Source organism: Azospirillum argentinense (assembly GCF_000632475.1).
In the GTDB taxonomy this organism is placed as follows: Bacteria; Pseudomonadota; Alphaproteobacteria; order Azospirillales; family Azospirillaceae; genus Azospirillum; species Azospirillum baldaniorum.
In genome coordinates, this window is the sequence record NZ_CP007793.1 from 2,918,382 (window position 1) to 2,930,031 (window position 11,650).

Genomic DNA, 11,650 nt, shown 5'->3' on the forward strand with positions numbered 1-11,650 from the left:
AACCGGACGATGCGCATCGCCACCTGGAACATCAACTCCGTCCGCATGCGGATGGACCTGCTGCTGCGTCTCATCGACGAGACGCAGCCGGACGTCATCTGCCTGCAGGAGACCAAGGTCGTCGACACCGACTTCCCGATGGCCCCGCTGGCCGAGAAGGGCTACGTCCACGCCCACATCCACGGGATGAAGAGCTACAACGGCGTCGCCATCCTGTCGAAGCTGCCCTTCGCGTCGCGCGACGTGCAGCACTGGTGCGGCAAGCAGGACTGCCGCCACGTCTTCGCCGAACTGCCCGGCGGGATCGAGCTGCACAGCGTCTACATCCCGGCGGGCGGGGACATTCCGGACCCGGAACAGAACGACAAGTTCGCCCACAAGCTTCAGTTCGTGGACGAAATGACCGAGTGGTGGACGACCCGGCGCAGCCCGGACCGCCGCATGGTCATGGTCGGCGACCTGAACATCGCGCCGCTGGAGAACGACGTCTGGAGCCACAAGGAGCTTCTGAAGATCGTTTCCCACACCCCGGTGGAGGTGGCGAAGCTGACGGCGATGCAGGCGTCCATCGGCTGGGTCGACGCGCTGCGCCATTTCGTTCCGCCCACGGAAAAGCTCTACACCTGGTGGAGCTACCGCGCGAAGGACTGGGCGGCCTCCGACCGCGGCCGGCGGCTGGACCACATCTGGGTCACCCCGCCGCTGAAGGACGCGCTGACCGGCCACCGCGTCCTGCGCGAGGCCCGCGGCTGGGAGCCGAAGCCGTCCGACCATGTTCCGGTGATGGTCGATCTCGCCGTATGATCTCGATGTGTGACCTTGACGCGTGATCCGCTGACTCACCGGTCCGTGAGCGGCACGTTCATCGCCACGACCGACGGCGTCCCATCCTCCGCGACCCGGAAGCGGTGGGCGCAGCCGTCGGTCAGGCGGTGGGCCGGCTTGCCCACCATGTCCCAGCCGGTGGCCAGCGCGTAGAGCGCCCGCATCACCCCGTTGTGGGCCACCGCCCCGGTCGGCACGCCCCCGGCACCCACCTCGGCCAGCCAGGGGATCAGCCGGCTCTGCACGTCGCGCGGGCTCTCCCCGCCCGGCGCCCGGAAGTCGAGCCCCATCCGCTCGCGGTCCGCGGTCAGGGCGCCGCTCGCCCGCAGTTCCTCCAGCAGACGGCCTTCCCACTCCCCCCAGCCCATCTCGACCAGACGCGGTTCGAGCGACGGGTCGAGGCCGAGCAGCCGGGCGGTTTCCCAGGCGCGCCGCTTCGGGCTGGCAACCCAGCGGTAGCCCAGAACGTCCGGCGGCAGCCTCCAGGTGGCGACTCGGGCGCGGCCCTCGTCGGACAGCGGCTCGTCGATGCCGCCCTGGAGACGGTGCGCGGCGTTCCAGGCGGTCGGCCCGTGGCGCAGGATGATGAGGTCGGTCATGGGTTCCCTTTCCGCGCGGCGCACCGGACGACGGTGTCCAGAACCTCCATCGCGTTGGTCAGATCGTGCTCCGCTTCGGCGATGCGGCGCGCCGCCTCGCCGAAACAGCGGCGTTTCTCGTGGTCGTCGAGCAGCGCCCGGACGGCGGCGGCGAAGGCCTCCGCGTCACCCACCGGCGGCAGCAGGCCGGTCACCCCGTCGCGCACCACGTCCGGCACCCCCCCGGTCCGCCCCGCCACCACCGGCAGCCCGGCGGCCTGGGCCTCCAGCAGGGCCATGCCGTAAGCCTCGTTCACCGCCGGCCAGACCATCAGGTCGGCGGCGGCGTAGAGGGCGGTGAGGGCGTCCGAATCTTGCTGGCCGAGGAACACAACTCCCTGCCCTGCCCAGCTCTCGCGCAAACCAAAGGTTTGCGCTGACGCGGCAGGCGGACCTTCGGTCCGCCGAGAGCGGGGGAGAGTTGGGGTGGGGGCAAGTGCGCCTCCCCCGAACATCACCTCAATCCGAGCGCGGGCGGGGCCATCGCCGGCGATCAGCAGATGCGAACCGCTTGCCCCCACCCCAACCCTCCCCCGCGGGGCGGGGGAGGGAGGGAGGGCTTTCGCCAAAATCTCGTAGGAGCGCTCCTTGTCACCGCCGCGCATCATGCCGACGGCCAGCAGCCAGGGAACGCCCGGATTCAGACCGTAACGCTCGGCCAGCGCCGCCCGGTGCCGGTCGCGCTCCGCGGCGGCGGCCGCGAAGGGGCGCGTGTCGAGGAAGGGCCGCAGCCGCACCAGCCGGTCCGGCGACCGGAGCAACGGCAACACCCCCTCCGCGTCGTGGCCGGCGAGGTTGACGACCGCCGCCGCTTGCCGGATCGCCGCCTCGGCGGCGCGGTGGCCGGCGGCGAAGGGGCCGGTGGCCCGCTTCCCCGCGAAGGACGCCTCCGCCACCACATAGGGGATGCCGAAACGGCGGCAGACCGCCGGGCCGATCCAGTCCGGCGCCTTGTGGTAGAGGTGATAGGTGAACCAAAGGTCCGGCGGGTCGTCCCGCCAGCGTGCCGTCAGGCGGTCGGCGCAGCGCGCCCCCAGCGCCGCCAGACGCTCCGCCCGGCCCGGACGGCGCCCGTCGTCCCAGCTGCGCAAGGTGCAGGCCAGGGTCACCGCGTGCCCGGCCCCCTCCAGCGCGGCCATCAGCAGCCGGGCCATGCGCCGGTCGCCCGAGGGCACCGGGTGGGTCGGGGATTTCAGCGGGGCGTAGAAGGCGATGCGCATCGCGGCCCCGGTGTCATGGTGGGAAGGATGCTCAGAAGGGGGTCGGTTCCAGGGCGCAGACGACCCGGTTCCGCCCGGCGGCCTTGGCGCGGTACAGCGCCTCGTCCGCGCTGGACAGCATGGCGTCCACGTCGCGCGTCCCGGCCGCGCAGCAGGCCACGCCGATCGACACGGTGAAGCGCACCGTCTCCCTGCCCGATGGTACCGTCAGTTCCGCCGTGCGGCGGCGGATGCGCTCCGCCACCATGCGCGCCCCGGCGATGTCGGTCTCCGGCAGCAGGATGGCGAACTCCTCCCCGCCGGTGCGGCCCAGCAGGTCGTTCTCCCGCAGCAGGGCGCGGCAGGCGGCGGTGAAGGTCCGCAGCGCCTCGTCCCCCACGGCGTGGCCGTGGGTGTCGTTGATGCTCTTGAAATGGTCGAGGTCGAGCATCAGCAGGGTGACCGGCCGGCCATAGCGGCGGGCGCGGGCCAGCTCCTGCTCCGCCGCCTCGACGAAATGGCGGCGGTTGGACACGCCGGTCAGCGAGTCGGTGATCGAGAGCCGGCGCAGCCGCTCCTCCGACTCCTTCAGCGCCGTCACGTCGTTGATCAGGACGTAGATGACCGGCAGCCCGTCCCAGGGGAGGGGCGACATGCTGACCTGGACGCAAGTGCGCTGACCGTCGGCGGACATCATCACCCCGTCCTGGCACCGCACCAGCTCCCGCTGGCGCAGGCAGCGCAGGAAGGCGTCCCGCTGGTCGTCGATGCCCGATTCCTCGACGAAGTCCAGGAAATGGCGCCCGACCAGGGCGTCGCCGCTCTGGCCCAGAATGCGCGCGGCCTCCTGGTTGGCGAAGACGATGCCCATTTCCTGATGGATCAGCAGCCCGGCGGGCAGCAGGTCGAGCATGTTGCCCAGCTTGCTGCGCGTCAGCGACAGCTCGTGGCTGGTCGCCACGGCGTCCCTGTCGTCGTCGAAGTCGATAAAGGAAAGGGTGTCCGGTTCGGAAGAGGCGTAGAGACTCGACATAACGTCGCACAGGTGGAGCAAAGCCGCACTCTATCCCGTCGTCAGCCGCCGTGCAATGCACAGCATCCTCCCAAGGGCAGAAGAGAAGCATCGCTATTTTTGGTTGCGAAGCGGTCATGCAGCCGGTCGATGCCCGAATCGCTGCCGAAGTCGCGGCGCACCCGCGCGGCGCCCGCCGCGCCCAGCGCCGCCCGGCGGGCCGGGTCGCGGAGCAGCGACTCGAGCGCGCCGGCCAGTGCCGACGGAGTCCTCGGGGTCCACCAGCGTCGCCGGTAACCCCATCCTCGATCAGCTCCGCCACCGCGGCGGCGCGGGTGGACAGGCAGGCCAGCCCCTGGCTCTGCGCCTCCATCAGCACGTTGGGCAGCCCGTCGCGGTCGCCGTCGCGCGCGGTGCGGCAGGGCAGGACGAACAGGTCGGCGCGGCGGTACTGGGCGATCACCGCGTCCTGGGCCTTCGCCCCCTGCCAGTCGATCCGCCCCTCCAGCCCCAGCGCCGCCGCCTGCGCCTTCAGCGCGGGCAGCCGGTCGCCGCCGCCGATGTGGGTCCAGCGCCAGTGCAGCCCGGCGGGCAGGCGGGCCAGCGCGTCGAGCAGCAGGTCGAAGCCCTTCTTCTCCACCGCCCGACCGACCGACAGCAGCCGCACCGGGTCGGCGGAGTCGGACCCGTCGCGCGCCGGGCGCGCCTCCGGCGGGTCGGGGAAGCGGCTGAAGTCCAGGCCGTGGTAGAGCAGGTTCACCCGTTCCGGCTCCGGCGCCAACGCGCGCAGCCGGGCGAGGCCGAGCGCGGTGCAGGTGACGCCCCAGCGCGCCTCGGCCAGCTTGTCGCGCAGGTCCCAGTCGGGCGAGGTCCAGATATCCTTGGCGTGGGCGGAAAAGCTCCAGGGCAGGCCGGTCAGCAGGGCCGCGTAGCGCGCCACGCTGGCCGGGGTGTGCAGGAAGTGGGTGGCGCCGCGGCCAGGGCGCGCAGCAGGCGGGCCGGCGCGTCGTGCAGATATTCGGGCAGATAGGTCACCGGGGCGGTGACGCGGCGGTTCAGCTCGTGCACCGCCTTGTCGGTCGGTTGACGCAGACTGACGATCAGTTGACGCAACCCCCGCCGCTCCAGCCCCAGAATCTCCTGCGCGATGAAGGTTTCCGACAGGCGGGGCCAGCCCTTGACGATGACGGCAATGGTCACGCGGCGTCCCCGGCGGCCATCTGGCGTTCCGGGGCGCACGGGGGCTGCGACGGGCCCAGGCTCGGGGCCGAGACCGAGGCCGGCAGGTAGCGGGCCGACAGGCGGTTGACGCTCTCCAGCCCGCCGAGCAGACCCGGCACCACCACCGAGGAAGGCGGCGCCTGCCAGGGCAGCCGGCGCAGCGCCGCCGCCATGGCCGCGGCGTCGCGCACCCCGTCGTCCATCAGGACGGAGACCAGACCCAGCTCCTGCGCGCGGGCGGCGCGGATGGTCTGCTCGCGCCGCGGCACCTCGCGCGGGACGATCAGCGCCTTCTTGTCGAAGGACAGGATCTCGCAGAAGGTGTTGTAGCCGCCCATGGCGACCACCCCGACCGCCCCCTGCATCAGCCGCTCGATCCGCGCCTCAAAGGCGGTGGCCTCGACGTTGGGCAGGGCGTCGGCGCGGGCCAGGAACTCGGCCTGGAGGTCCGGCTGCATGAAGGGGCCGAACACCAGCACCGCGCGGTAGGGGATGCCGGGATCGCTCTCGTAGGCGCGCAGCACCCAGTCGATCAGCGCCTCGCCGTCGCCACCGCCGCCGGGGGTGACCAGGATGTAGGGCTCGTCCGGCAGGCCGGGGCCATGCGGGACAGCCGGGGGCACGGTGCGGTGCAGGTAACCGGTGTAGACCATCTTGTCGCGCACCGGGCCGGGCATGTCGATGCCCTCCAGCGGATCGCAGATCTGCGGCAGGCCGTAGACCCACAGCTCGTCGTAGAGGTTTTCCAGCGCCGGCAGGACCTTCTTGCGCTCCCACTCCGGGGCGAGCAGGGCCGGCTCGTCCATCACGTCGCGCAGGCCGAGCACCAGCGGCACGCCGCGGCCCTTCAGAAGCTCCAGCGTCTCCCGCACCTCGCCGCGCAGGCCGAGCGGTTCCTTGTCCACGATGAACAGGTCGGGCTGGTAGATCTCCGCCGTGTGGCGGATCAGCGAGGCCCGCATGGACAGGATCTCGTCGATGTCCAGATGCAGGTTCAGCGCCGTGTATTCGCCGTTGCGCAGCTTGATGACGCCGGGGATGCGCACGAAGTCCACCCGCGTGCGGAAGTCGAAGCTGCCGACGATCGGCGAGCCGGACAGGATCAGCACGGACAGGTTGCTGTAGCGCTCCACCAGCGCATGAGCGATGGCCCGGCAGCGGCGGAGATGGCCGAGGCCGAACGTGTCATGGCTGTAGATGAGCACGCGGCCCGAGGTCGGACGTTCGCTCATAGACTTCCTACCTCTCCCGATTGGCCTCTTGTGTCCGGCCGCGGCTTGGCCGATGAACGGGTGTGCGCCGTGCCGCCGCCGGGATGGCGGCGGACCGCTTGCGGGCTCACCATATCCTCAGCGGCCAAGCGGCAGAGGGGGTAAGGTTTCTGCCTGCTCCCGGCACCGGCGTCCCCTTGCGTAGAATGGCGCTATGGAATCCAGCATTTTCCGATTCATCCTTCGGCACAGCGTCCGTCAGCAGATCGTGCTGACCCTGATGACCCTGGCGTCCTTCCCCTTCCTTTACGCCTCGCTCGACCTCCCGAAACGGATCGTCAACGAGGCGATTGCCGGGAAGAAGCTGCCTGAGTCCTTCCTCGGATTCCATCTCGATCAGGTGACTTACCTGTTCGTCCTATGCGGCCTGTTCCTGACTTTGGTGCTGGTCAACGGCGCGTTCAAGTACGTCATAAACACCTACAAGGGCCGCCTGGGCGAGCGGATGCTCCGCCGCCTGCGCTACGAACTGTATGTGCGCGTCCTGCGCTTCCCCCTGCCCCGCTTCCGCAAGATGTCGTCCGGGGAGATCATCCCCATGATCACGGCGGAGGTGGAACCGCTGGGCGGCTTCATCGGGGACGCCATCGCCATCCCGGTGTTCCAGGGCGGCACCCTGCTGGTCTACATCGTCTTCATCTTCGTCCAGGACCCGGTGCTGGGGGCGGCGGCGGTGTCGCTGTACCCGTTCCAAGGCTGGCTCATCCCACGGCTTCAGCGCAAGGTCAATCAGCTTGGCAAACAGCGCGTACGTGCCATGCGCCAGATCGCCGACCGCATCGGCGAGACGGTGTCCGGCATCCAGGAGGTCCACACCCACAACACGGCGTCCTGGCATCTCGCCGATCTCAGCCACCGCCTGGGCGACGTGTACCGCATCCGTTTCGAGATTTACCAAAGAAAGTTCTTTGTCAAATTTCTCAACAACTTCATAAACCAGCTGACGCCGTTCTTCTTCTATTCGATCGGTGGTTATCTGGTGATCCACGGCCAATTGTCCTTCGGTGCTCTGGTCGCGGTGCTGGCGGCCTACAAGGACTTGGCCGCCCCTTGGAAGGAACTCCTCGACTGGTACCAGCAGAAGGAGGACAACCGGATCAAGTACGAGCAGGTGGTGGAGCAGTTCCACGTCCCCGACCTGCTGGCCGAACGCCTGCTGCGCGAGGAGGAGGACGTCCCCTTCAAGGGCAGCCTGTCCTTCCACAACGTCGGGTTCGGCGAGGACGGCGGCTCGCCCATTCTGGAGGGGGTGACCTGCGACATCCCGCTGGACGGCCACACCGCGCTGATCGGCGTCGGCTCCGGGCGGGACGAGCTGGCGCAGCTCGCCGCGCGCGTGCTGCTGCCCTCCTCGGGCCAGATCCGGCTGGGCGAGCACGATTACGCGGAACTGCCGGAGAGCGTGACCGGGCGGCGCGCCGCCTATGTCGGGGCCTCCCCCTATCTGTTCTCGGCCTCGCTCTACGACAACCTCGTCTACGGGCTGCGCCACCGGCCGCTGCGCGAGAATGGCGAAAGCGAGGAAGCCGAGGAGCATCGCAAGAGCCGGATGACCGAGTCGGTGCTGTCCGGCAACGCCACCGAGGACGTGCACGCCGACTGGATCGACTACGCCGCCGCCGGCTGCGACGGGCCGGAGGACCTGAAGGCCCGCATCCTGCGCGTGGTGACAATGGTTTCGCTTCAGGACGACGTGTACGGCATGGGTCTCAACCGCACCGTCGATCCGGAGCTTCGCCCCGACGTGGCCACCCGCGTGATGGAGGCGCGCGACGCCATGCGCGCCATGATGCTGAACAACCCGGACCTGGGGCGTCTGGTGGAGCGCTTCGACCCCGACCGCTACACCGTGAACGCCACGCTGGCGGAAAATCTGCTGTTCGGAACGCCGGTCGGGCCGATCTTCCAGACTGACGCGCTGGCCTCCAATCCCTATATGTTGCATGTGCTGGACAAGGTGGGGCTGACGGACACCATTCTGGAGACCGGCCACAAGGTGGCGGAGACCATGGTCGAACTGTTCGCCGGCCTGCCGCCCGGCCACGAGTTCTTCGAGCGCTTCTCCTTCATCGGCTTTGCCGAGCTGCCGGAATACCAGGGCATCCTGGCGCGCACCGCGAAGGAGGGGCTGGGCGCGCTGCGGCCCGAGGAGCGGACGCGGCTGATGACCCTGCCCTTCAAGCTGATCGGCGCCCGCCACCGTCTGGGTCTGATGACCCCGGACCTGGAGAAGAAGCTGCTGCAGGCGCGGCACCTGTTCGCCAGCGACCTGCCGGCCGACCTGAAGCACGCCGTCGCCTTCTTCGACCCGGACGCCTACAACGCGGCGGCCAGCATCCAGGACAACATCCTGTTCGGCAGGATGGTCTACGGACAGGCCCAGGTGCAATCCAAGGTGGGCCGCATCGTGGCGGAGCTGGTGGACCAGCTCCACCTGCGCGACACCATCGTAGAGGTCGGGCTGGACCATCCGGTGGGGGTGGCGGGGTCGCGCCTGTCCGCCGCGCAGCGCCAGAAGGCGGCGCTGGCCCGCGCCCTGCTGAAGCGCCCGGACCTGCTGGTGCTGAGCGAGGCGACCAGCGGCCTGGACACCAGCAGCCAGAGCAAGGTGCATTCCGCGATCCTGGGGGAACGCAAAGGGTGTGGTCTTGTGTGGGTTCTGCAGCGTGCCGGCTTGGCACGGGCGTTCGAGCGAGTCATTGTGATGAAGGACGGTCGAATCGCCGAGCATGGACGCTTCGACGAGTTGAACAAGCCCGGTACGTTGTTGCATGAGTTGATAGCCGCCGAATAAAGCCGGCGGCGTTGAGGAGGCAGACGGCATGAGCATCGCCGAAGAAGTCAATTGCCTGCGCAGGATTCCCCTGTTCGCCAACATCGACACTTCCAAGCTCAAGCTTCTCGCCTTCACCAGCGAGCGGTTGAGCTTCCGGGCGGGCGACATCCTGTTCGAGCAGGACGAGATGGGCACCTGCGCCTATATCCTGCTGCGCGGGGAGGCCGAGGTGATCATCACCGGCCCCGGCGGGCCGCTGGCCGTCGCGACGCTGGGGTCCAACGAGATCGTCGGCGAGATCGCCATCCTGTGCGACGTGCCGCGCACCGCCACCGTGCGCGCCAGCACCGACCTGGAGGCGCTGTGCGTGCCGAAGGACCATTTCCTCCAGATGATCGCCGACTTCCCGCAGATGGGGCTGGAGATCATGCGCTCGCTGGCCCACCGCCTGGAACAGACGACCGTGCGCCTGCGCGAAGTCCTGGCCGCCCAGGCCACTTGAATTCCAGCCGTTTGATATTCTGGCAATTTGATATTCTGGCGACCGGACGACCCATGCGCGTTCTCTTCCACGTCCAGCATCTGCTGGGCATCGGCCACGACCGCCGCGCCGCGCTGATCACCCGTGGGCTGGCCGAGGCGGGCGTCGCCGTCACCGTGCTGCGCGGCGGGCATCCGGTGCCGGGAATCGATTACGGCCCGGCGGCGGACATCGTCCAGCTTCCCCCCGCCCGCGCCGCCGACAGCAGCTTCAAGACCCTGCTGGACGAGCACGACCGGCCCATCGACGACGCGTGGCGCGCCCGGCGCCGCGCCACGGTTCTGGAGGTTCATGAGCGGGTGCGGCCCGACGCGCTGCTGGTCGAATCCTTCCCCTTCGGGCGCCGCGCCTTCCGGTTCGAGCTTCTGCCGCTGCTGGAGACCGCCAAGGCCGGCGGGGCGGTCACCGCCGCGTCGGTGCGCGACATCCTGGTGACCAAGGGCAAGCCGGAGCGGCTGGAAGAAACCGTTTCGACGGTGGAACGGCTGTTCGACCATGTGCTGGTCCATGGCGACCCGGACCTGATCCCCTTCTCGGCGACCTTCCCCGCCGCCGCGCGAATCGCCGACCGCATCCGCTACACCGGCTATGTCGCGGCCCCGCAAGGCGGCGCGGCGACCGGCGCCGACGGCACCGGCGAGGTGATCGTGTCGGTGGGCGGCGGAGCGGTCGGCCTGCCGCTGCTGCGGGCGGCGCTGGCGGTGCGTGCGTCAACTCTCCCCGGACTTGACGCACCGTGGCGCCTGCTGGCCGGGCCGGACGTGCCGGAGGCGGAGTTCCGCGCCCTCGCCGCCGCGGCCCCGCCGGGAACCATCGTGGAGCGGGCGCGGCCCGACTTCCCCGCCCTGCTCCGCCGCTGCCGCCTGTCGATCAGCCAGGCCGGCTACAACACCGTGCTCGACGTGCTTCAGGCCGGCTGCCGGGCGGTGGTCGTCCCCTTCGCCGCGGGGAGCGAGACCGAGCAGGCCACCCGCGCCCATCTGCTGGAGGAGCGGGGCCGGCTGGCCGTGGTCGACGAAGCCACCCTGACCCCGGACACCCTGGCCGCGGGCGTTGCCAAGGCGCTCGCCCTGCCCCCGCCGCCGGCCATCCCGCTGCGCCTGGACGGCGCCGCCACCACCGCCCGCCTGCTGCGGGACGCGGTGGCCTACCGCCAAGGCAACAGCCGCTAAACCAATCAAGGCGCTTGGATTTTTCCGGTGCGAGGGCCATGCTGACGGTCACCGCGTTCGCTGTCCTTCTAACCCTCTCCCCTCTGGGGAGAGGGGAGGGTGAGGGGGTTGCGCAAGGCGGTATGTCCGGCACACGCGCAACCCCCTCACCCTAACCCTCTCCCCAGAGGGGAGAGGGAACAGAACAGGCGATGACCGCAACTGCCCCTTCCGACAGCCCGCCGCGCGCCGGTTGGGACGCGCTGACCGCCGAGTTGGACGCCTGGGCCGCCGCCGGGCGCACCGCCACCCTCTGGTGGCGCGACGACGACGCCGTCGAGCCGACGCCTGACCTCGACCGGATGATCGCCCTGTCCGTCGAGATCGGCGCGCCGCTGGCCCTGGCGGTCATTCCAGCGGGCGTCACGGACGCCCTCGCCCCCGTTGTGGACGCGGCCCCCACCGTCACGGTGCTTCAGCACGGCTGGTCGCACACCAACCACGCCGCTCCCCCCGCGAAGAAGGCGGAGCTTGGCGCGGACCGGCCCACCATCGCCGTGCTGGCAGAGCTGGCCGAGGGGCGGAGCGTGCTGGACCGTCGGTTCGGGCAGCGCGCCCTGCCCGTTCTGGTGCCGCCTTGGAACCGCATCGCGCCCGGCGCGACGGCGGGTCTGCCCGGTGCGGGCTTCAGCGGCCTGTCGGTTTTCGGGCCGCGACGTGTGTCAACCGTCAACATGATGTGTGTCAATACACACATCGACCCGGTGGCCTGGAAGAACGGCAAGCGCTTCCTCAGCGACGCGGAGTCGCTGGGCATGGCGGTCGCCCATCTGCGCGCTAGGCGGCTGGGCGCGGTGGACGCGGCGGAGGCGACCGGCCTGCTGACGCATCATTTGGTCATGGACGGCGAAACCTGGGCCTTCACCGAGCGTTTCCTGACCGTGACCCGCCGCCATCCGGCGGCTCGTTGGTTGGCTGCTGATACCTTGTTCGCCGCAGAAGGACTTCGCTGAGAC

General features: G+C 69.9%; 10 protein-coding genes and 1 pseudogene. 5 read left to right on the forward strand and 6 right to left on the reverse strand.

The features are described from left to right. Positions 1–9 precede the first annotated feature (9 nt). Positions 10–804 (forward strand): exodeoxyribonuclease III, encoded by a 795-nt coding sequence (xth, locus tag ABAZ39_RS13570; protein WP_035670492.1) that lies wholly within the window; start codon positions 10–12, stop codon positions 802–804. A gap of 35 nt (positions 805–839) precedes the next feature. Here the strand turns inward: xth and ABAZ39_RS13575 are convergent, their stop codons facing one another. From ABAZ39_RS13575 to ABAZ39_RS13595, 6 genes and pseudogenes are all read right to left on the reverse strand, one after another. Then, positions 840–1,424 (reverse strand): histidine phosphatase family protein, encoded by a 585-nt coding sequence (locus ABAZ39_RS13575; protein WP_038530129.1) that lies wholly within the window; start codon positions 1,422–1,424, stop codon positions 840–842. Continuing rightward, on the reverse strand, positions 1,421–2,683 hold the full coding sequence (locus tag ABAZ39_RS13580) for a glycosyltransferase family 4 protein (RefSeq protein WP_038530131.1): 1,263 nt from the start codon (positions 2,681–2,683) through the stop codon (positions 1,421–1,423). Before ABAZ39_RS13580 ends, ABAZ39_RS13575 begins: the two co-directional genes overlap by 4 nt. Positions 2,684–2,714: 31 nt before the next feature. Continuing rightward, complete coding sequence (locus ABAZ39_RS33030; protein ID WP_051658027.1) at positions 2,715–3,695, reverse strand: GGDEF domain-containing protein; 981 nt, start codon at positions 3,693–3,695, stop codon at positions 2,715–2,717. 328 nt (positions 3,696–4,023) lie between these two features. Next, positions 4,024–4,614: pseudogene (locus ABAZ39_RS37505) on the reverse strand (glycosyltransferase); the annotation flags it as partial. Next, complete coding sequence (locus ABAZ39_RS36865) at positions 4,590–4,874, reverse strand: hypothetical protein (RefSeq protein ID WP_247881592.1); 285 nt, start codon at positions 4,872–4,874, stop codon at positions 4,590–4,592. The gene ABAZ39_RS36865 and the pseudogene ABAZ39_RS37505, both read right to left, overlap by 25 nt. Beyond that, positions 4,871–6,127, reverse strand: coding sequence for a glycosyltransferase family protein (locus ABAZ39_RS13595; RefSeq protein WP_038530133.1), 1,257 nt, complete (start codon positions 6,125–6,127; stop codon positions 4,871–4,873). The genes ABAZ39_RS36865 and ABAZ39_RS13595 overlap by 4 nt, the downstream gene beginning before the upstream one ends. A 193-nt stretch (positions 6,128–6,320) precedes the next feature. Between ABAZ39_RS13595 and ABAZ39_RS13600 the strand changes: the two genes are divergently transcribed. The 4 genes from ABAZ39_RS13600 to ABAZ39_RS13615 all read left to right on the forward strand — a co-directional run bounded on the left by ABAZ39_RS13600 (position 6,321) and on the right by ABAZ39_RS13615 (position 11,647). Next, a complete protein-coding gene (locus ABAZ39_RS13600; protein ID WP_038530135.1) occupies positions 6,321–8,960 on the forward strand; it encodes an ABC transporter ATP-binding protein in 2,640 nt (879 codons plus the stop codon). A 28-nt stretch (positions 8,961–8,988) separates the two neighbouring features. After that, positions 8,989–9,444: a cyclic nucleotide-binding domain-containing protein gene (locus tag ABAZ39_RS13605; RefSeq protein WP_038530137.1), complete on the forward strand. Its 456-nt coding sequence runs from the start codon at positions 8,989–8,991 to the stop codon at positions 9,442–9,444. Positions 9,445–9,497: 53 nt separating this feature from the next. Further along, complete coding sequence (locus ABAZ39_RS13610; RefSeq protein WP_038530139.1) at positions 9,498–10,655, forward strand: glycosyltransferase family protein; 1,158 nt, start codon at positions 9,498–9,500, stop codon at positions 10,653–10,655. A 191-nt stretch (positions 10,656–10,846) separates the two neighbouring features. Next, complete coding sequence (locus ABAZ39_RS13615; RefSeq protein ID WP_051658028.1) at positions 10,847–11,647, forward strand: polysaccharide deacetylase family protein; 801 nt, start codon at positions 10,847–10,849, stop codon at positions 11,645–11,647. Positions 11,648–11,650: the final 3 nt, after the last annotated feature.

What these genes read in the sequence shown, in the direction of transcription:
- xth (WP_035670492.1), top strand. Translation starts at nt 10, where the DNA reads ATGCGCATCGCCACCTGGAACATCAACTCCGTCCGCATGCGGATGGAC.
- ABAZ39_RS13575 (WP_038530129.1), bottom strand. Translation starts at nt 1,424, where the DNA reads ATGACCGACCTCATCATCCTGCGCCACGGGCCGACCGCCTGGAACGCC.
- ABAZ39_RS13580 (WP_038530131.1), bottom strand. Translation starts at nt 2,683, where the DNA reads ATGCGCATCGCCTTCTACGCCCCGCTGAAATCCCCGACCCACCCGGTG.
- ABAZ39_RS33030 (WP_051658027.1), bottom strand. Translation starts at nt 3,695, where the DNA reads ATGTCGAGTCTCTACGCCTCTTCCGAACCGGACACCCTTTCCTTTATC.
- ABAZ39_RS13595 (WP_038530133.1), bottom strand. Translation starts at nt 6,127, where the DNA reads ATGAGCGAACGTCCGACCTCGGGCCGCGTGCTCATCTACAGCCATGAC.
- ABAZ39_RS13600 (WP_038530135.1), top strand. Translation starts at nt 6,321, where the DNA reads ATGGAATCCAGCATTTTCCGATTCATCCTTCGGCACAGCGTCCGTCAG.
- ABAZ39_RS13605 (WP_038530137.1), top strand. Translation starts at nt 8,989, where the DNA reads ATGAGCATCGCCGAAGAAGTCAATTGCCTGCGCAGGATTCCCCTGTTC.
- ABAZ39_RS13610 (WP_038530139.1), top strand. Translation starts at nt 9,498, where the DNA reads ATGCGCGTTCTCTTCCACGTCCAGCATCTGCTGGGCATCGGCCACGAC.
- ABAZ39_RS13615 (WP_051658028.1), top strand. Translation starts at nt 10,847, where the DNA reads ATGACCGCAACTGCCCCTTCCGACAGCCCGCCGCGCGCCGGTTGGGAC.